The organism is Klebsiella pneumoniae subsp. pneumoniae HS11286 (genome assembly GCF_000240185.1).
GTDB classification, from domain to species: Bacteria; Pseudomonadota; Gammaproteobacteria; order Enterobacterales; family Enterobacteriaceae; genus Klebsiella; species Klebsiella pneumoniae.
Map to the genome: position 1 here is coordinate 5151736 of NC_016845.1, position 18429 is coordinate 5170164.

22 protein-coding genes are annotated in these 18429 nt (G+C 56.4%); 10 read left to right on the forward strand and 12 right to left on the reverse strand.

The features are described from left to right. Positions 1-42: 42 nt before the first annotated feature. The 3 genes from KPHS_51280 to KPHS_51300 are packed head-to-tail and all read right to left on the reverse strand — an operon-like array spanning position 43 to position 2379. A complete protein-coding gene (locus KPHS_51280) occupies positions 43-1011 on the reverse strand; it encodes a transposase InsC for insertion sequence IS903 (RefSeq protein YP_005229428.1) in 969 nt (322 codons plus the stop codon). A gap of 21 nt (positions 1012-1032) precedes the next feature. Continuing rightward, positions 1033-1398 carry a putative heptosyl transferase gene (locus tag KPHS_51290; protein YP_005229429.1) on the reverse strand — a complete coding sequence of 122 codons (366 nt, stop codon included), beginning with the start codon at positions 1396-1398 and terminating at the stop codon, positions 1033-1035. Between the two features lie 18 nt (positions 1399-1416). Continuing rightward, the gene (locus KPHS_51300; protein YP_005229430.1) at positions 1417-2379 is read right to left on the reverse strand and encodes a deacetylase; all 963 of its coding nucleotides are present in this window, start codon (positions 2377-2379) and stop codon (positions 1417-1419) included. Between the two features lie 111 nt (positions 2380-2490). Here KPHS_51300 and KPHS_51310 point away from each other — a divergent pair, with 111 nt between their 5' ends. From KPHS_51310 to KPHS_51370, 7 genes are all read left to right on the forward strand, one after another. Beyond that, positions 2491-3567, forward strand: a complete 1077-nt coding sequence (locus tag KPHS_51310; RefSeq protein ID YP_005229431.1) for a heptosyl III transferase — start codon at positions 2491-2493, stop codon at positions 3565-3567. Continuing rightward, entirely contained in the window at positions 3564-4691 is a 1128-nt protein-coding gene (locus KPHS_51320) for a glucuronic acid transferase (RefSeq protein YP_005229432.1), read from the forward strand. The genes KPHS_51310 and KPHS_51320 overlap by 4 nt, the downstream gene beginning before the upstream one ends. Positions 4692-4693: 2 nt before the next feature. After that, the gene (locus KPHS_51330) at positions 4694-5788 is read left to right on the forward strand and encodes a putative glycosyltransferase (protein ID YP_005229433.1); all 1095 of its coding nucleotides are present in this window, start codon (positions 4694-4696) and stop codon (positions 5786-5788) included. 29 nt (positions 5789-5817) lie between these two features. Next, complete coding sequence (locus KPHS_51340) at positions 5818-6807, forward strand: putative glycosyltransferase (protein ID YP_005229434.1); 990 nt, start codon at positions 5818-5820, stop codon at positions 6805-6807. Between the two features lie 91 nt (positions 6808-6898). Further along, a complete protein-coding gene (locus tag KPHS_51350; protein YP_005229435.1) occupies positions 6899-8173 on the forward strand; it encodes a 3-deoxy-D-manno-octulosonic-acid transferase in 1275 nt (424 codons plus the stop codon). Continuing rightward, the gene (locus tag KPHS_51360) at positions 8173-8949 is read left to right on the forward strand and encodes a glucosyl transferase (RefSeq protein YP_005229436.1); all 777 of its coding nucleotides are present in this window, start codon (positions 8173-8175) and stop codon (positions 8947-8949) included. Before KPHS_51350 ends, KPHS_51360 begins: the two co-directional genes overlap by 1 nt. After that, a complete protein-coding gene (locus KPHS_51370; protein ID YP_005229437.1) occupies positions 8946-9425 on the forward strand; it encodes a phosphopantetheine adenylyltransferase in 480 nt (159 codons plus the stop codon). Before KPHS_51360 ends, KPHS_51370 begins: the two co-directional genes overlap by 4 nt. Before the next feature lie 187 nt (positions 9426-9612). Here KPHS_51370 and KPHS_51380 read toward each other — a convergent pair whose 3' ends face one another. From KPHS_51380 to KPHS_51410, 4 genes are all read right to left on the reverse strand, one after another. Continuing rightward, on the reverse strand, positions 9613-10422 hold the full coding sequence (locus KPHS_51380) for a formamidopyrimidine-DNA glycosylase (protein ID YP_005229438.1): 810 nt from the start codon (positions 10420-10422) through the stop codon (positions 9613-9615). A gap of 135 nt (positions 10423-10557) precedes the next feature. Further along, positions 10558-10725, reverse strand: coding sequence for a 50S ribosomal protein L33 (locus tag KPHS_51390; RefSeq protein ID YP_005229439.1), 168 nt, complete (start codon positions 10723-10725; stop codon positions 10558-10560). A 20-nt stretch (positions 10726-10745) separates the two neighbouring features. Continuing rightward, entirely contained in the window at positions 10746-10946 is a 201-nt protein-coding gene (locus KPHS_51400) for a 50S ribosomal protein L28 (protein YP_005229440.1), read from the reverse strand. Between the two features lie 252 nt (positions 10947-11198). Then, positions 11199-11864: a DNA repair protein RadC gene (locus KPHS_51410; RefSeq protein ID YP_005229441.1), complete on the reverse strand. Its 666-nt coding sequence runs from the start codon at positions 11862-11864 to the stop codon at positions 11199-11201. Positions 11865-12033: 169 nt separating this feature from the next. Here KPHS_51410 and KPHS_51420 point away from each other — a divergent pair, with 169 nt between their 5' ends. The 3 genes from KPHS_51420 to KPHS_51440 all read left to right on the forward strand — a co-directional run bounded on the left by KPHS_51420 (position 12034) and on the right by KPHS_51440 (position 14408). After that, a complete protein-coding gene (locus tag KPHS_51420; RefSeq protein YP_005229442.1) occupies positions 12034-13251 on the forward strand; it encodes a bifunctional phosphopantothenoylcysteine decarboxylase/phosphopantothenate synthase in 1218 nt (405 codons plus the stop codon). Beyond that, a complete protein-coding gene (locus tag KPHS_51430) occupies positions 13229-13687 on the forward strand; it encodes a deoxyuridine 5'-triphosphate nucleotidohydrolase (RefSeq protein YP_005229443.1) in 459 nt (152 codons plus the stop codon). Before KPHS_51420 ends, KPHS_51430 begins: the two co-directional genes overlap by 23 nt. A 124-nt stretch (positions 13688-13811) precedes the next feature. Further along, positions 13812-14408, forward strand: a complete 597-nt coding sequence (locus KPHS_51440; protein ID YP_005229444.1) for a nucleoid occlusion protein — start codon at positions 13812-13814, stop codon at positions 14406-14408. A 47-nt stretch (positions 14409-14455) separates the two neighbouring features. Here KPHS_51440 and KPHS_51450 read toward each other — a convergent pair whose 3' ends face one another. The 5 genes from KPHS_51450 to KPHS_51490 all read right to left on the reverse strand — a co-directional run bounded on the left by KPHS_51450 (position 14456) and on the right by KPHS_51490 (position 18367). Then, entirely contained in the window at positions 14456-15097 is a 642-nt protein-coding gene (locus tag KPHS_51450; protein YP_005229445.1) for an orotate phosphoribosyltransferase, read from the reverse strand. Positions 15098-15207: 110 nt separating this feature from the next. Further along, entirely contained in the window at positions 15208-15963 is a 756-nt protein-coding gene (locus tag KPHS_51460; RefSeq protein ID YP_005229446.1) for a tRNA nucleotidyltransferase, read from the reverse strand. Positions 15964-16020: 57 nt separating this feature from the next. Next, positions 16021-17115 carry a putative ABC-type multidrug transport system, permease component gene (locus tag KPHS_51470; RefSeq protein YP_005229447.1) on the reverse strand — a complete coding sequence of 365 codons (1095 nt, stop codon included), beginning with the start codon at positions 17113-17115 and terminating at the stop codon, positions 16021-16023. Positions 17116-17146: 31 nt separating this feature from the next. After that, the gene (locus KPHS_51480; RefSeq protein ID YP_005229448.1) at positions 17147-17638 is read right to left on the reverse strand and encodes a putative ABC-type multidrug transport system, ATPase component; all 492 of its coding nucleotides are present in this window, start codon (positions 17636-17638) and stop codon (positions 17147-17149) included. Positions 17639-17863: 225 nt separating this feature from the next. Beyond that, entirely contained in the window at positions 17864-18367 is a 504-nt protein-coding gene (locus KPHS_51490) for a putative transposase (protein YP_005229449.1), read from the reverse strand. Positions 18368-18429 lie beyond the last annotated feature (62 nt).

Sequence of the window (18429 nt, forward strand, 5' to 3'; positions counted from 1 at the left end):
AATCAGATTTCGGGTAAGTCTCCCCCGTAGCGGGTTGTGTTTTCAGGCAATACGCACGCTTTCAGGCATACCTGCTTTCGTCATTTTGTTCAGCGCTCGTACCAGGGCCATAGCCTCCGCAACCTGACCATCGTAGTCACGCAGCGTCAGTGAACCCCCGAACAGCTGTTTTACCCGGTACATCGCCGTTTCCGCTATCGAGCGACGGTTGTAATCTGTTGTCCATTTCCACCGCGCATTACTCCCGGTCATTCGCTGATTAGCCACTGCACGGTTACGGTCTGCATATTCACCGGGCCAGTAACCCGCACCTTTTCGGGGCGGGATAAGCGCGCTGATTTTCTTACGCCGCAGTTCATCGTGACAGAGCCGGGTATCGTAAGCTCCATCGGCGGCGGCTGACCTGATTTTCCGGTGGGTTTGCCGGATTAACCCGGGGAAGGCCTCTGAGTCCGTAACGTTGTTCAGCGACAGGTCAGCGCAGATGATTTCATGTGTTTTACTGTCAACTGCCAGATGCAGCTTACGCCATATACGACGGCGTTCCTGGCCATGCTTTTTGACTTTCCACTCGCCTTCACCGAAGACCTTCAGCCCGGTGGAATCAATTACCAGGTGTGCGATTTCACCCCGGGTGGGCGTTTTGAAACTGATATTAACCGACTTTGCCCGCCTGCTGACACAGCTGTAATCCGGGCAGCGTAGCGGAACGTTCATCAGAGAAAAAATGGAATCAATAAAGCCCTGCGCAGCGCGCAGGGTCAGCCTGAATACGCGTTTAATGACCAGCACAGTCGTGATGGCAAGGTCAGAATAGCGCTGAGGTCTGCCTCGTGAAGAAGGTGTTGCTGACTCATACCAGGCCTGAATAGCTTCATCATCCAGCCAGAAAGTTATGGAGCCACGGTTGATGAGGGCTTTATTGTAGGTGGGCCAGTTGGTGATTTTGAACTTTTGCTTTGCCACGGAACGGTCTGCGTTGTCGGGAAGATACGTGATCTGATCCTTCAACTCAGCAAAAGTTCGATTTATTCAACAAAACCCATCAAAATCGATAACCGCATCAAAACCCGCCGCCCGCAACGTATTTAAGGACATGCGAGGCCGATATAAATATACTTGCTGAATGAATTCTGAGCCTGCTAATATTTCGCTGCATATTGGTCCGGTTAACACCGAAACCTGATATCCCCGTTCGGCCAGTATTCTGGCGCAGCCGGTCGTGACCACCATATCACCGACTTTATCATCCAGACGCAATAGCAGCACGCGGCGCACAGCCGCTGGGTCGAAGGCTTTACGCGCCGGCTTATTTCTGTATCGATAGTTAATTAAATTAAATTTAATGCCGCGGAAAAAAGCATTCTTTTTCCGCGTTAATTGTTTAAGGATACGCATACGGTACCTTGAGCTGTGTTAGCGCTGTGTAATTTTCCGCTGGTAATATTCTGCCAGCGTCATGCCCTTCACCTGCGGCGCCAGCCAGCTAAAAAAGGCTTCGAGGTCAGCGTATAAACGCTCAATATCCCGTTCATTCTGGAACGTGGGGCTGCCGCCGGGCATATACTCTGAAGAGTGGAGCATATATTCCACGTAGTCATTGCCCTGCGTCAACGTTTGTTCGACGACTTTTTTCATCGTCTCCACATTGCCGCCCATCGGTCGCAGCCAGTGTACGGAGGGGGATCGCACTTTGCCGCGCAGGCGGTCGTAGCCCTGCTTCACGCTGTTCATCCACGCTGAGTGCTTGTACTGGATGCTCATCGGCACTTCCAGCAGCGGCGAGTGGCCCTCGCGGCTGATGTCATTTTCATCGAGGAAATAGGCATGCTGCGGAAAGCGGCGATAATCGGTCCCGCCATCGCCCTGCGGCGCCCCCTTGGCGGTCTTCCAGTTCACCCGCGGGGTCACCGAGCAATCCACCTGATACCCGTATTCCACCAGCAGACGCGCATAGCGCTCGTCAAAAGCCCAGCGCCCGGCGCGATGGCTAACCATTTTGGTCTGGAAGGTATCCTCCAGCAGACGCGTCATATAGTCGACCTTCTCACGCATCATAGCGTCGCTGTATTCAATAAGATAAGGCTTATGGCGCCAGTCATCTGCAGTCAGCGGCTCGGTCGGCGGGCTGTTCCACGCATGCAGATGCATGCCGACTTCCGCGGTGCCGCGGGCAATCACGTCTCTGGCGAATTCGATATAAAAGGGGTCGATGGCCATTTCATAGTTGGTCAAATAGACCGGTTTAAAGCCATACTTTTCGCAAAGCTGCTGAAAACGCGGAAGATAACGCGCATTCTCGGTGGTGATGCTGTCATGTTTTTGCCAGAGGTTATCGCCCTCTGTATCAATCGTAATGAGAAATGCGGGATTGTGCACGAAAACGTCCTCAGGCCATACGTATCGGGTCATGGTAGAGCAATACAACGCTTCTCTCAATCTGTCTGATCCCCTAGAATCGGAACCCTTATCCTGGATGAAGAACAGAGTATGACGCCTGAAACCCTCTCCCGCGGCCCGTTGAACCCGGCGCGGATCCTGGTCATTAAGCTGCGCCATCATGGCGACATGCTGCTGATCACCCCGCTTATTCACGCGCTGAAACAGCAGTACCCCGCCGCCAGCGTGGATGTCCTGTTGTATGAAGAGACCCGGGATATGCTCGCAGCCAACCCCGATATCCACCATATTTATGGTCTCGATCGCCGCTGGAAAAAGCAGGGAAAAAGGTATCAGCTGAAGATGCAATGGCAGCTCATTCAGACGCTGCGCCAGCAGCGGTACGATATGGTGCTTAACCTGGCCGACCAGTGGCCGAGCGCGGTTATCAGCAAACTGACCGGCGCCGCGACGCGGATTGGTTTTGATTTTCCGAAGCGCCGCCACCCGGTCTGGCGCTATTGCCACACCGCGCTGGCCTCCACCCAACAGCACAACCAGCTGCATACGGTACAGCAGAATCTCTCTATTCTCGCTCCGCTCGGTCTCCAGTTGAACGAAGCGCCGGCGCGGATGGGCTACAGCGAAGCAGACTGGGCCGCCAGCCGCGCCCTGCTGCCGGAGGACTTCCGGGAACACTACATCGTCATCCAGCCGACGTCGCGCTGGTTCTTTAAATGCTGGCGCGAAGATCGGATGAGCGCCCTGATCAACGCGCTGTCCGCCGAAGGATACGCGGTGGTGCTCACCTCCGGCCCCGATGCTAGAGAGAAGAAGATGGTGGATACCATCATCGCCGGCTGCCCGCAGGCGCGACTACACTCTTTAGCCGGCCAGTTAACGCTGCGCCAGCTGGCGGCGGTGATCGATCATGCCCGGTTGTTTATCGGCGTCGACTCGGTGCCGATGCATATGGCTGCAGCCCTTGGCACTCCGCTGGTCGCCCTGTTCGGCCCCTCGAAGCTGACCTTCTGGCGTCCGTGGCAGGCGAAAGGCGAGGTGATCTGGGCCGGCGACTTCGGTCCGCTGCCCGATCCGGACGCTATCAACACCAACACCGACGAACGTTATCTTGATTTAATTCCTACCGACGCCGTGATCGCGGCGGCGAAAAAGGTACTGGCATGAGTAAATTCAGGCTGGCTCTGGTGCGGCAGAAGTACCGCCCGGACGGCGGCGCAGAACGGTTTGTCTCCCGCGCGCTGGAAGCCCTCGACAGCAGTCATCTGCAACTGAACGTCATCACCCGCGAATGGCAGGGGCCGGTGAAACCGGACTGGCAGATCCATATCTGTAACCCACGTAAATGGGGGCGCATCAGCCGCGAGCGCGGCTTTGCCAACGCCGCGCGCGCGCTCTGGCAGCGCGAGTCCTTCGACCTGGTGCAGAGCCATGAACGTATTCCCGGCTGCGATCTCTACCGCGCTGGCGATGGCGTTCATCGCCGCTGGCTGCAGCAGCGCTCGCGCATTTTACCGGCCTGGAAAAGCCGCCTGCTGTTCGCCGACCGTTACCACCGCTACGTCATGCAGGCGGAACGCGAGATGTATGAAGACTCACACCTGCGCGGGGTGATCTGCAACGCCGAGATGATCAAGCGCGAGATTATCGAAGACTTTGGCCTGCCGGCGGAGAAGATCCACGTTATTTACAACGCCATTGACAACCAGCGCTTCCTGCCGCCAGACGAAGAGACCTTTGCCGCCTTACGCGCCAAATGGCAGCTGCCGCTGCAGGCGACCTGCCTGATCTACGTCGGCTCCGGCTTTGAACGTAAAGGGCTGGCGGCGGCGATCCGCGCCATCGCTCCCACCGATCGCTACCTGCTGGTGGTCGGCAAAGATAAGGATCAGCCGCGCTATCAGGCGCTGGCGAAGAGCCTGAACTGTGAAGCGCGGGTGCGCTTCTTCGGCATGCAGTCGGAGACATTGCCCTTCTATCAAATGGCCGATGGTCTGCTGCTGCCCACCCTCTACGATCCGTTCCCCAACGTCATCCTCGAGGCAATGGCCTGCGGTCTGCCGGTGATCACCACTACCGGCTGCGGCGGGGCGGAGTTTATCGTCGACGGCCACAATGGTTACGTCTGCGACGCTCTGGATATCCCGGCGCTACAGCAGGCGGTAATGGCCCTGCCCGCGCGCGCGCTGGGCTCCGCGCAAGGCGGTCACGCCCGCGAGCGCATTATGGCCTGCACCAGCGAGCGACTCTCAACCCAGCTGCTTTCTCTTTATCAGGATCTGGTGAAATAACGATGCGCATCTTATTTGTGATTGACGGTTTACCCGGCGGCGGCGCGGAAAAAGTGGTCCTGACCCTGGCGGCACAGTTCCTGCGCGACGGCGATCGGGTGTCGCTCATTTCGCTGCGCGATGTCTGCGAGTACCCATTGCCCGAGGGGCTCGACTACCAGGTAGTTGCCGATCGCTGCCGTAAACCGTGGCGCAAGCTGACCGAGCTGTCCCGCCGCGCCCGCCAGCTGGATGCCGCAGTCGTGCGGGCCGAACAGCAGGGGCAATTTGACCTTGTGCTCTCCAACCTGCACAAAACCGACCGCATCGTCGCCCGCAGCCGGGCGCTGCGCGAGCGTAACGTCTGGTTCTGTCTGCACGGCGTATTCTCTGCCTCCTATCTCGGGCACCGCACCGGCTTTGACCGCTGGATGAAGCAGCAGAAAATTAAGCGAATTTATCAGGGTCGCAACGTGGTGACGGTTTCCGACGCGGTGGGGCGAGATCTGGTGGAAGAGTTTGCCCTGCGCCCGGCACAGCTGAAAACCATCTACAATCCCTTCGATATCGCCGCCCTGCGCGCCGAGGCGGAAGCCGATAGCGAGCGCCCGGACGGTGACTACCTGATTCACGTCGGTCGCTTCCATCCGGGCAAACGCCATGACCGCCTGCTTGAAGCCTATGCGCAGAGCGGCATCGACGCACCACTGGTGCTGCTAGGCCAGGGAAAACCGGAGCAAGAGCAGCGCCTGCGCCAGCTGGCAAAAACGCTGCACATTGACGATCGGGTGTGGTTCAAAGGCTTTCAGAAAAACCCCTTACCGTGGATCAAAGGCGCACGGATGCTGGTTTTGAGCTCCGATAGCGAAGGATTCGGCAATGTGGTGGTGGAGGCGCTGCTGTTACATACTCCTGTCGCCAGCACCCGCTGCCCCGGCGGCGTCACCGAGATCCTCACCGGCGAACTTGCCCGCGGTCTGGCGGATCTGACCAGTCCGGCGCTGGCTCAGACGATGCAAAGCATTTACCATAACCCGCCGGCCATCGACGATGCCGCGCTGGAAAAATTCAGCGTCGTATCCATTTGTCAGCAGTACCGTCAGCTGCAGCGCACCTGACGCCGTTAGTTAACCAGGATCGAAGATTTATGAGTCAAACGCCTTTATTGAGCATCGTGGCTGCCGTCTACAACGGTGAGAAATTTCTAGCGCAATTCTTTGAGTGCATTGAACAGCAGCAGCTGGACAGCTATGAACTGATCCTGGTGAACGATGGTTCGACAGACAACAGCCTGGCGGTGATCGCCGAATGGCAGGAGCGGCTGCAGAACGTCCAGGTGCTGGAGCAGGAAAACCAGGGCGTCTCGGTCGCGCGCAATACCGGCCTCGCCGCCGCCAGCGGCAAATATCTCGCGTTTCCGGATATCGACGACAAACTCTATCCGGGCATGTATCGCACGCTGCTGGAGATGGCCGAGAAAGAACATCTCGATATCGCCACCTGCAACGGCACCTATGTGTACGAAAAGCGCCGCGAGAGCCACCCGATCTTCCCACTGGATCGCCTGCCCTCGACGGGTGTGCTGCCGGGCCATGTCTGGCTTAAGCAGGCCCTGGACTCGCGGAAGTTTCTGCACGTCACCTGGCTTAATATTTATCGTCACGACTTTATCCGCCAGCATCACTTCCATTTCGAGCCTGGCCTGCGCCATCAGGATATCCCATGGACCACAGAAGCCCTGCTGGCCGCGGAGCGCGTGCAGTACACCAGTCAGCAGTTCTATGATTACTACATTCACTCTGAGTCGGTGTCGCATAAGCCGGACAACGACGACACGCTGATGCGTTCGGCGCGCCACTATATGAAGATTCTGGAGATGCTGGAGGCGATTAACCAGCGCTACCCGGATAAAGTACGCCATATCGCCGCCTGTCGCTGGCAGATCGCCAAAGAAGGCCTGGGGATCATCCATACCTTCGATAGCATGAAAGATGAGTCCAAAAAGCATGTTATTATTAACGAATTCTTCGACCGCGGTATCTGGCGGTTAATCTGGAAAAACGCCTGTACTTTCCGTTTACGCTGGCGCCTGGGACGCCGTTATCTGCGTATTAAGCGTTATCGCCACGCGGGATAGACCAAAAACCCGCTGTTTCCGCCAAAGAGATAGCTTTACGCGGGCTAAATGCTTAGAATTTGCCCGCCAAAACAGAGAACGGATAAATAGTTTGGAATTGCTTTATACCACCCTACTTTACCTTATTCAGCCGCTGGTGTGGCTGCGGCTGCTGCTGCGCAGTCGTAAGGCTCCTGCCTATCGCAAACGCTGGGCGGAACGCTATGGCTTCTGTCAGAACAAGGTAGAGCCGGATGGCATTCTGCTGCACTCCGTTTCCGTCGGCGAGACCTTAGCCGCCATTCCGCTGGTCCGCGCCCTGCGCCATCGCTACCCTTCTCTGCCGATCACCGTCACCACCATGACGCCGACCGGCTCCGAGCGCGCCATGTCGGCGTTTGGCAAAGATGTTCATCACGTCTATCTGCCCTACGATCTGCCCGGCGCCATGAACCGCTTCCTGAACACCGTTCAGCCGAAGCTGGTGATCGTTATGGAGACCGAGCTGTGGCCGAATATGGTGGCCGCGCTGCATAAGCGTAAGATCCCGCTGGTGATCGCCAACGCGCGCCTGTCCGAACGTTCCGCCAAAGGCTATGCCAAACTGGGCGGCTTTATGCGCCGCCTGTTGAGCCGCATTACGCTTATCGCCGCGCAGAATGAAGAAGATGGTAACCGCTTCCTCTCCCTGGGGCTGAAGCGCAACCAGCTGGCGGTCACCGGCAGCCTGAAATTCGATATCTCCGTCACGCCAGAGCTGGCGGCCCGGGCGGTGACGCTGCGTCGGCAATGGGCACCACACCGCAAGGTCTGGATTGCCACCAGCACCCACGACGGTGAAGAACAAATCATCCTCCAGGCGCATAAAAAACTGCTGGAGGCTTTCCCGAACCTGCTGCTGATCCTTGTTCCCCGCCATCCGGAGCGCTTCCCTGACGCCCGTGAGATGGTACAAAAGGCTGGGATGAGCTTTACTCTGCGCAGCACGGGCGAGATCCCCTCCTCCAGTACCCAGGTAGTCATTGGCGATACCATGGGCGAGCTGATGCTGCTCTACGGCATTGCCGACCTCGCCTTCGTCGGCGGCAGCCTGGTGGAGCGCGGCGGCCATAACCCGCTAGAGCCGGCGGCGCACGCCATTCCGGTGCTGATGGGTCCGCATACCTTCAACTTCAAAGATATCTGCGCCAAGCTGCAGCAGGACGATGGCCTGATCACCGTTACCGATGCCGATTCGCTGGTCAGGGAGGTGTCCACGCTCCTGACCGATGAAGATTACCGTCTGTGGTATGGCCGTCACGCGGTGGAAGTGCTGCATCAGAACCAGGGCGCGCTGTCGCGTCTGCTACAGTTACTGCAACCTTACCTGCCGCAGCGGAGTCATTAATGTCGAACCGGCTTTCCGTGGTGATGATCGCTAAAAACGCCGCCGACCTGCTGCCGGATTGTCTGGGCTCCGTTAGCTGGGCGGATGAAATTATCGTCCTCGACTCCGGCAGCACCGACAACACCGTTGAGCTGGCCCGCGGCCTCGGCGCCCAGGTCTATACCCATACCGACTGGCGAGGCTATGGCATTCAGCGCCAGCGCGCGCAGGATTACGCCACCGGCGACTGGGTGTTGATGATCGATACCGATGAGCGCGTCACGCCAGAACTCAGGCAGGCTATTCTTAAGGTACTGGACGCCCCCCAGCGCGGCGCCATCTACAGCATCGCCCGCCGTAACTATTTTCTCGGACGCTTTATGCGCCACAGCGGTTGGTATCCCGATCGCGTCCTGCGCCTGTACGAACGCGCCCGTTACCGCTATAACGATAATCTGGTCCATGAATCGCTGGATAGCCTGGGCGCTGAGGTTATTCCGCTGACCGGCGATCTCCTGCACCTGACCTGCCGCGACTTCGCTGGCTTCCAGCAAAAACAGCTGGCGTATGCCGCCGCGTGGGCGCTTGAGCGTCACCAGAAGGGCAAGAAGACCTCGATGGCAGGGATTTTCAGCCATACGCTGGGCGCGTTCCTCAAGACGTTGCTATTGCGCGGTGGGGTGCTGGACGGTAAACAGGGATGGTTACTGGCGATGGTCAACGCGCAGTATACGTTTACGAAATATACCGAGCTGTGGGCGCTGAGCCACGGCTACTCGGAGAAAGAGTCATCATGAGCACAAAAGCGATCTATCCGGGTACCTTCGACCCCATCACCAACGGTCATATCGATATTGTCACCCGCGCGGCAAGTATGTTCGATAAAGTGGTGCTGGCTATCGCCGCCAGCCCGAGTAAAAAGCCGATGTTCAGCCTTGATGAGCGCATTGCGCTGGCAGAGCAGGCGACGGCCCACCTGGTGAACGTGGAGGTTATCGGCTTCAGTGATTTGATGGCCAATTTCGCGCGCGCGCAGCAGGCCAATATCCTGATCCGCGGCCTGCGGGCGGTGGCGGATTTCGAGTATGAGATGCAGCTGGCCCATATGAACCGCCACCTGATGCCCACCCTTGAGAGCGTGTTTCTGATGCCGTGCAAAGAGTGGTCGTTTATCTCTTCCTCACTGGTGAAGGAAGTGGCGCGCCACCAGGGCGACGTTTCTCACTTTCTGCCAGCTAATGTGCATCAGGCGCTGTTGAATAAGCTGAAGTAACGCATCTGCCGGGACATGAGCCACGTCGGCTGGCGCAGCACTACGCCGCTGGGCCATTCACACCGGCTCTGTCCCGGTCTTTGTGCCAGATGGCGCTACGCTGACCTGGCCTACAAACGCCCCCGGCCCACCAGATGCGCACCCGCAGGCCCGCTGACCTGGCCGACAAACATTCCTGTTCCTGAGACTACTTCTGGCACTGACGGCAATAAAAGGTCGCCCGCTGGGCATGTTTGGTCCCGACGACCGGCGTGCCGCAGATCCGGCAGGGTTCGCCCTTGCGGCCATAGACCTGTAGCTCCTGGGCGAAATAGCCCGGCTTGCCATCGCTTTGCAGGAAATCCTTTAACGTGGTGCCGCCCTGCTCTATCGAACGCAGCAGGACCAGCTTAATCACCTTCACCAGCTGCTCACACTCTTCCCGCGACAGCGAGGACGCCAGCCGGTCAGGATGGATCCCGGCGGAGAACAGCGATTCACTGGCGTAGATATTCCCCACGCCCACCACCAGCTTGTTATCCATCAGCCAGGGTTTGATCGCGGTTTTCTTCTTCGCGCATTTTTGCTGGAGATAGTCGGCGTTGAACGCGTCGCTGAGCGGCTCCGGGCCAAGATGAGCCAGTACCGGATGGCCTTCCAGCGTTCTGGTCCACAACCAGGCGCCAAAGCGGCGTGGATCGGTGTAGCGCAGCACCTTGCCGTTACTCATGACCAGGTCAACGTGATCGTGTTTTTCAGCAGGCAGCTCTTCGCTCAGGATGCGCAGGCTCCCCGACATCCCAAGATGGACGATGATCCAGCCGTCCGACAGCTCCAGAAGCAGGTATTTGGCGCGGCGACGCACGCTGAGAACCGGAACGTCGCTCAGGCGATAAATCTCTTCGGAAACCGGCCAGCGCAGCCGTCCGTTGCGCACGACGGCGTGCAGAATGGTTGCGCCAACCAGGTGCGGCTCGATGCCGCGACGGCTGGTTTCAACCTCTGGTAATTCAGGCATGATTTTCCTCCGTTTACCCGACGTATTGTGCTTCACGGACAGGTGACTGAAAAGGGAGTATGTGAAAGCAATATGGGGGAGTTTTAAAAACAAAAAACCCCGCCGAAGCGGGGTTTTTATACAAGGAGGCTAAAATTATTTGATTTTAGCTTCTTTGTAGATAACGTGCTGACGTACAACCGGATCGTACTTTTTCAGTTCCATTTTTTCCGGTTTGGTACGTTTGTTCTTCGTGGTGGTGTAGAAGTGACCAGTACCAGCGGAAGAAACCAGCTTGATTTTCTCACGAATACCTTTAGCCATGATTTATTTCCTCTAAGTACTTAGTACTTTTCGCCACGGGCACGCAGTTCAGCCAGAACTGTATCGATGCCTTTCTTATCGATTACACGCATACCTTTAGCAGATACGCGCAGGGTGACAAAACGCTTCTCGCTCTCAACCCAGAAACGGTGAGAGTGCAGGTTCGGCAGGAAACGGCGTTTAGTCGCGTTCAGTGCGTGGGAACGGTTGTTACCGGTCACCGGACGCTTGCCAGTAACTTGGCAGACTCGGGACATGTCTATTCTCCAAAAATCAAATTAGCTCGAGCTTCGTATGGGGTATTGGCGCCTCGTCAGGCTTTACAGCCTGGTCATCGCAGTTCAATGTGAACTCTCGACTGCCAGGCCCAAATGCCAAACCCGAGATTCTCAAAGGTGGCGTAGTATACGCTGACTCGGCGATGTGCTCAAGTCCCGAACAGACAAAGATCCCGAAGGATCGCCAGTTCGGGGCTAAATCCAGCCACGTTCGGCAAAAGATACATACGCACCGCGGCCGATAACCAGATGATCAAGCACGCGTATCTCCATGAATCTACAACATTTTATCACCCTTTCGGTAATCAGTCTGTCGGCCTGACTTGGCTCCGGGCTACCGGAGGGATGATTATGCGCAAGGATCACGGCGGCGGCGTTCACTTTGATGGCTTCGCGTACAATTTCTCGCGGATGCACCTCAACGTGGCTAAGAGTACCAGAAAAAAGACGACTATGTTTCAACACCCGGTTCTGATTATCTAAAAAGATCACCATAAAGATCTCGCGCTCCTCTTCCGTCAGCTGGCTTTGTAAAAACTCGCGCGTCATCGAGGGCGTGACCAGCGCGGCCTCCTCGACCAGCTGCGAGCTAAAATAGCGTCGCGCCAGCTCGGCAATGCCCTTCAGTTGGGCATATTTCGCCAGCCCCAGTCCGTCTACAGCAATCAGTTGCGCTTTATCAGCGGAAAGCAGAGCGTAGAGTGAGCCAAAACGCTGCAGTAACGCCTGGGCATAGCTGAGCACATCCTGACGACGCGTGCCGACGCGCAGAAACAGCGCCAGCAGCTCAACATCCGTTAGCGTTTCGATGCCGTATTGCAGCATCTTCTCCCGTGGCATCAGATTTTCCATTCCGTCCATGCGCCCTCCTGGGTGAATCAGCCTATCCTGGCACAGCCTGACGGCGCTGCCGACCCGCCGATTTTCACCCTGCGTAGCCGCTCGCAAAGTGAATGCCCGGCAGAGGCACGACGGCGGCAGGATTGTGATAAGATGCGCGGATTCTGGTCTACGGCAACAGGAAGACATCATGATGACTCTGGCGGGTAAAAAAATCGTCCTGGGCGTCAGCGGCGGCATCGCGGCGTATAAAACCCCGGAACTGGTGCGCCGGCTGCGTGAACGCGGCGCGGAAGTGCGTGTCGCGATGACGGAGGCGGCAAAAGCGTTCATCACCCCACTCAGCCTGCAGGCGGTATCCGGCTATCCGGTTTCCGACAGCCTGCTCGATCCGGCGGCGGAAGCGGCAATGGGCCATATTGAGCTCGGTAAATGGGCCGACCTGGTGATCCTCGCCCCAGCGACCGCCGATTTAATCGCTCGCGTGGCGGCCGGCATGGCCAACGATCTGGTGTCGACGATCTGTCTTGCCACTCCATCCCCGGTTGCCGTGGTGCCCGCCATGAACCAGCAGATGTATCGCGCGCAGGCCACCCAGCATAATCTGCAGACGCTCGCTACTCGCGGGCTGCTGCTATGGGGACCAGACAGCGGTAGCCAGGCCTGCGGCGACGTCGGCCCGGGGAGAATGCTCGATCCGCTAACTATCGTAGACATGGCCGCGCAGCATTTCGCCTCCCCTGTCAAAGATTTGCAACATCTCAACCTCATGATTACCGCGGGCCCGACCCGTGAGCCATTGGATCCGGTGCGTTATATCACCAACCACAGCTCTGGCAAGATGGGCTTCGCGATTGCCGCCGCCGCAGCGCAGCGGGGCGCGAACGTGACCTTGATCAGCGGGCCGGTATCGCTACCGACCCCGCCGTTTGTGCAGCGCATTGATGTCACTACCGCGCTGGAGATGGAAGCGGCCGTCCAGGCTGGCGCCCAGCAGCAGCACATTTTTATTGGCTGCGCCGCAGTAGCGGATTACCGCGCCGCCGTCATCGCCGAAGATAAAATAAAAAAACAAGGTGATGAATTAACAATAAAAATGGTTAAAAACCCGGATATAGTGGCCGGGGTCGCGGCGCTAAAATCACATCGCCCCTACGTCGTTGGGTTTGCCGCCGAAACGAATTATGTGGAAGAATATGCGCGGCAAAAACGTGCCCGCAAGAACCTCGACCTGATTTGCGCCAACGATGTTTCCCAGCCTAATCAGGGCTTTAACAGCGACAGCAACGCACTACACCTTTTCTGGCAGGATGGGGAAAAGCGCTTACCACTTGAGCGCAAGGAACTCCTGGGCCAATTATTACTCGACGAGATCGTGACCCGTTATGATGAAAAAAATCGACGTTAAGATTCTGGACCCGCGTGTCGGCCAGCAATTTCCGCTGCCGACCTATGCCACCTCCGGCTCCGCCGGACTTGACCTGCGAGCCTGTCTCGACGACGCCGTAGAGCTGGCGCCGGGCGCAACCACGCTGTTGCCGACCGGCCTTGCGATTCATATCGCCGATCCCTCTCTGGCGGCGGTGATCCTGCCGCGCTCCGGCCTGGGTCATAAGCATGGCGTAGTCCTGGGCAACCTGGTGGGCCTTATCGACTCCGATTACCAGGGGCAGCTGATGGTGTCCGTCTGGAACCGCGGTCAGCAGAGCTTTATTATCGAGCCGGGCGAACGTATCGCACAGATGGTCTTTGTGCCGGTCGTTCAGGCGGAATTTAACCTGGTGGAATCCTTCGATGCCACCGACCGCGGCGAAGGCGGCTTCGGTCACTCAGGGCGTAAATAAGCCCAGCAACACGGAATCTGCATCCCAACGCGCATAACGCAATAACATTACCGCAAGCCCTGGTTTGCGGTCGCGTTGTGGATGTCTGCCTGACAAGTGCTTATTTTCAGGGGTATTTTAAAACATGGCAGAAAAGCAAACTGCGAAACGGAATCGTCGCGAAGAAATACTTCAATCTCTGGCGCTGATGCTGGAATCCAGCGATGGTAGTCAGCGTATTACCACCGCGAAACTGGCGGCTTCCGTCGGCGTCTCTGAAGCCGCGCTGTATCGCCATTTTCCCAGCAAAACCCGCATGTTTGACAGCCTGATCGAGTTCATTGAAGACAGTCTGATTACGCGCATCAATTTGATTTTGAAAGATGAAAAGGACACCACCGCGCGCCTGCGCCTGATCGTTCTGTTGATTCTTGGCTTTGGCGAGCGTAATCCTGGGCTGACGCGTATCCTCACCGGGCACGCGCTGATGTTCGAACAGGACCGGCTTCAGGGTCGCATCAACCAGCTTTTTGAGCGCATCGAAGCGCAGCTACGCCAGGTGATGCGCGAGAAAAAAATGCGCGAAGGCGAAGGCTACACCCTCGACGAAACCCTGCTGGCCAGCCAGCTGCTGGCTTTCTGCGAGGGCATGCTGTCGCGCTTTGTGCGCAGCGAGTTCAAATATCGTCCGACGGATGATTTCGACGCCCGCTGGCCGCTGGTTGCCGCACAGCTGCAGTAATCTTCTTCTGAGATGCCCGGTAGCGTGACGCTTACCGGGCGTATGTCTTAGACGCCGTAGGCTTCACGATAGGCGCGAACTGACGCCAGGTGTTCCGCCATCTCGGGTTTCTCTTCCAGATAAGTAATCAGCTCTTTCAGAGTGATGATTGAGATAACCTGGCAGCCGTAATCCCGCTCCACTTCCTGAATGGCGGAGATCTCGCCGCGGCCGCGTTCCTGACGATCCAGGGAGATCAGAACGCCCGCCAGCTGCGCGCCCTGGGCCTGGATAATCTCCATGGATTCGCGAATCGCCGTACCGGCGGTGATCACGTCATCCACCAGCATTACCCGGCCCTGCAGCGGGCTACCGACCAGATTGCCGCCTTCGCCATGGGTTTTTGCCTCTTTGCGGTTAAAGCAGTAAGGCAGATCGCGGTCATGATGCTCGGCTAACGCCACCGCGGTGGTGGTGGCGATTGGGATTCCTTTGTAGGCCGGGCCAAACAGCAGGTCAAACTCAATTCCGGAATCCACCAGCGCCTCGGCATAAAAACGGCCCAGCAGAGCCAGATCGCGCCCGGTGTTAAACAGGCCGGCGTTGAAGAAATAGGGGCTCTTGCGCCCGGATTTCAGCGTGAATTCGCCAAACTTAAGAACCTGCTTGCTAAGCGCAAACTCAATAAACTGGCGCTGATACGGCTTCATGGATTCGCTCCTTTGGTACTTTTCATCATTGTCAGACTGCGCGCTCCCCTTCGCAGGTGTGATGAAGGATAAAGCGCAAAAAAAAGGCGACTTCTCAGTCGCCTTAATCATTAATTTTCTAACGCCGCCTTCTGCGTCGTGATAATGGACTCGATCCCCCCTCGGGCTAACGCCAGGAGAGTGAGGAGTTCTTCATGGGTAAACGGCTCACCTTCCGCAGTGCCCTGCACCTCAATAATACGGCCATCTTCGGTCATCACCACGTTCATGTCGGTCTCCGCGGCGGAGTCTTCGATGTACTCCAGATCGCAGATGGCTTCGCCATTTACGATACCGACGGAGACCGCGGCCACCATCCCTTTCATCGGATTGGTTTTCAGCTTGCCGGCGGCGACCAGCTTATTCAGCGCATCGGCCAGCGCCACGCAGGCACCGGTAATGGAGGCAGTGCGGGTGCCGCCGTCGGCCTGCAGTACATCGCAGTCGAGAGTAATCGTGAATTCGCCCAGCGCTTTCAGGTCAACCGCTGCGCGCAGCGCACGGGCAATCAGGCGCTGAATTTCCATCGTCCGGCCGCCCTGCTTGCCTTTTGCCGCTTCACGCGCGTTACGCGTGTGCGTAGAACGCGGCAGCATGCCGTATTCAGCGGTGATCCAGCCCTGGCCCTGGCCTTTCAGGAAACGCGGAACGCCTTCGTCAATAGAGGCAGTGCACAGCACTTTGGTATCACCGAATTCGACCAGCACGGAGCCTTCAGCGTGTTTTGTGTAATTACGGGTCAGGGTGACGGGACGCACCTGATTAGCGCTACGGCCTGCTGGACGCATGATAGAAATCTCCGGCTTGAAACGAATGTGAGGGCGCATTATACGAATTTCATGGCAAAAAGCCTATGCCCACTCCAGCCGGACGCGCCGATAATGTCAGTCCAGCGTTTTACGATAAGATTTCAACCCCACGCCAATGACAATCACCGCCAGGCCTATCAGCGGCAAGAGGTCAGGCAACAATGCCGTTGCTGAATAGCCTTTCAGCATAATGCCCTTAACCAGGCGGATGAAGTAGGTCAGCGGTAAACAGGAGCCAATGGCTTTCGCCCAGTCAGGCATACTAATAAAGGGGCTAATAAAGCCGGACAGCATAATGGAAGGGATAAAGTAAAAAGAGGACATTTGCAGCGCCTGCAGCTGGTTTTGTGCTAAGCCAGAAATACCGATACCAATTGACAGACAAAGAAAGACATAAATTAACAGCACAAAAAATAGTAGGAAGACGCTACCGTGAAGGGGGATATCGAACAACAAAACGGCGGCAATCAGGATTAACGTCGCCTGAAACAGACCAATGATAACAAAAGGCGTTATTTTCCCAATAATGACCTCAAGCCCGGACAACGGAGAGACCAGTAAATTTTCTAACGCCCCGTTTTCTCGCTCGCGGGTAATAGACAGGGCGGTCATCAGGATTAACGTTGTACTGAGTATAGACCCCATAATACCGGGAATAGTATTAAACTGGGTTATCCCCTCAGGGTTAAACATGCGATGAATGATAAGCTCGAAATCATCCTCTTTTTGCACCACACGCATGTCGCCCGGCAAATCGTGCTGAAACATCGACTTCGCCACCTGCACAAGGGCGCTGAGCGCATTCCCCGTGGTGATCGGATCGATGGCATCCCCCTGAATTAATAGTTGTGGCTTTTCTCCACGCAGTAACTTGCGCGTAAACCCCTCAGGGATCGTCACGATAAAAGTGACATCCCCCCGCACAAAGGCTTTCTGCGCCGCCTCTTCTGAATCGACAGGAATCATCGAAAAATACCCGGTATTTTGCGCTTCCGTCACAAAGATTTGACTCATGCGTTCGGTATCATAATTTAGTAAGGCGGTCGGAAGATTATGCGGATCCATATTGATGGCATAGCCAAGAATGATCAGCTGAAAAAGAGGTGTCAGGAGCACCATACTGATGCTGACTTTATCACGGCGTAGCTCGTGAATTTCCTTAATAACCACGCCAATCCACCGCGTAACGGAGAAGCTAAAATTAATTTTTTTCACAATTATTTTTCATCAAGTAGGTAAATGCATCTTCCAGATTGGTATCCACCTTACAGAACTCATAACCCTGTTGCGTAAAGGCAAAAAGCGCGGATTTTAACTTCGCTTCATCTCTGGATGTAATATAAAGCTGATTGCCAAAAATGACCGTTTGCTCAATATCCGGCAAGCGCTGTAGCTGGCTTTCAAGCAGCGTCAGACCGGCGCCGCTGGTTCGCATGGTGATCAAATTCTGGGAGGCTATAATCGACGCAATAGTGCCATTCGCCAGCAGCCGACCATATGAGAGATAGGCAACCTTATGGCAGCGCTCAGCCTCATCCATATAATGCGTGCTCACCAGTATCGAGATCCCCCGGTCAGAGAGCTGGTGCAGCATTTGCCAGAACTCTCGCCGCGCCTTGGGATCCACGCCAGCAGTCGGCTCATCCAGAAATAGCAAAACAGGTTCATGCAACATACAGGCGGCGAGGGCCATTCTTTGCTTCCAGCCCCCAGAAAGCTCCTTAGCCAGCTGGTGCTGTCGGGCAGTGAGGCCTAACTCAGAAAGCGCACGTTCAACCCGATCTCTACGCCGATCGAGGCTATATAACCGCGCAATAAAAAGTAAGTTTTCCCGAATAGTTAAATTTCCCCACATTGAGAAATACTGGGTCATGTAGCCTATCTTTTTTTTTATTTTTTCCCGGGTAATGACTCCAACTTACTGATAGTGTTTTATGTTCAGATAATGCCCGATGACCTTGTCATACAGCTCCACCGATTTTGAGAACGACAGTGACTTCCGTCCCAGCCTTGCCAGATGTTGTCGCAGATTCAGGTTATGTCGCTCAATGCGCTGAGTGTAACGCTTGCTGATAACGTGCAGCTTTCCCTTCAGGCGGGATTCATACAGCGGCCAGCCATCCGTCATCCATACCACGACCTCAAAGGCCGACAGCAGGCTCAGAAGACGCTCCAGTGTGGCCAGAGTGCGTTCACCGAAGACGTGCGCCACAACCGTCCTCCGTATCCTGTCATACGCGTAAAACAGCCAGCGCTGACGTGATTTAGCACCGACGTAGCCCCACTGTTCGTCCATTTCAGCGCAGACAATCACATCACTGCCCGGTTGTATGCGCGAGGTTACCGACTGCGGCCTGAGTTTTTTAAGTGACGTAAAACCGTGTTGAGGCCAACGCCCATAATGCGTGCACTGGCGCGACATCCGACGCCATTCATGGCCATATCAATGATTTTCTGGTGCGTACCGGGCTGAGAGGCGGTGTA

Bases quoted from the DNA above. Each gene is read 5' to 3' on its own strand.
- KPHS_51290 (YP_005229429.1), bottom strand. From the start codon at position 1,398: ATGCGTATCCTTAAACAATTAACGCGGAAAAAGAATGCTTTTTTCCGC.
- KPHS_51310 (YP_005229431.1), top strand. From the start codon at position 2,491: ATGACGCCTGAAACCCTCTCCCGCGGCCCGTTGAACCCGGCGCGGATC.
- KPHS_51320 (YP_005229432.1), top strand. From the start codon at position 3,564: ATGAGTAAATTCAGGCTGGCTCTGGTGCGGCAGAAGTACCGCCCGGAC.
- KPHS_51330 (YP_005229433.1), top strand. From the start codon at position 4,694: ATGCGCATCTTATTTGTGATTGACGGTTTACCCGGCGGCGGCGCGGAA.
- KPHS_51340 (YP_005229434.1), top strand. From the start codon at position 5,818: ATGAGTCAAACGCCTTTATTGAGCATCGTGGCTGCCGTCTACAACGGT.
- KPHS_51360 (YP_005229436.1), top strand. From the start codon at position 8,173: ATGTCGAACCGGCTTTCCGTGGTGATGATCGCTAAAAACGCCGCCGAC.
- KPHS_51370 (YP_005229437.1), top strand. From the start codon at position 8,946: ATGAGCACAAAAGCGATCTATCCGGGTACCTTCGACCCCATCACCAAC.
- KPHS_51380 (YP_005229438.1), bottom strand. From the start codon at position 10,422: ATGCCTGAATTACCAGAGGTTGAAACCAGCCGTCGCGGCATCGAGCCG.
- KPHS_51390 (YP_005229439.1), bottom strand. From the start codon at position 10,725: ATGGCTAAAGGTATTCGTGAGAAAATCAAGCTGGTTTCTTCCGCTGGT.
- KPHS_51410 (YP_005229441.1), bottom strand. From the start codon at position 11,864: ATGGACGGAATGGAAAATCTGATGCCACGGGAGAAGATGCTGCAATAC.
- KPHS_51420 (YP_005229442.1), top strand. From the start codon at position 12,034: ATGATGACTCTGGCGGGTAAAAAAATCGTCCTGGGCGTCAGCGGCGGC.
- KPHS_51430 (YP_005229443.1), top strand. From the start codon at position 13,229: ATGATGAAAAAAATCGACGTTAAGATTCTGGACCCGCGTGTCGGCCAG.
- KPHS_51440 (YP_005229444.1), top strand. From the start codon at position 13,812: ATGGCAGAAAAGCAAACTGCGAAACGGAATCGTCGCGAAGAAATACTT.
- KPHS_51450 (YP_005229445.1), bottom strand. From the start codon at position 15,097: ATGAAGCCGTATCAGCGCCAGTTTATTGAGTTTGCGCTTAGCAAGCAG.
- KPHS_51460 (YP_005229446.1), bottom strand. From the start codon at position 15,963: ATGCGCCCTCACATTCGTTTCAAGCCGGAGATTTCTATCATGCGTCCA.
- KPHS_51480 (YP_005229448.1), bottom strand. From the start codon at position 17,638: ATGGCCCTCGCCGCCTGTATGTTGCATGAACCTGTTTTGCTATTTCTG.
- KPHS_51490 (YP_005229449.1), bottom strand. From the start codon at position 18,367: ATGTCGCGCCAGTGCACGCATTATGGGCGTTGGCCTCAACACGGTTTT.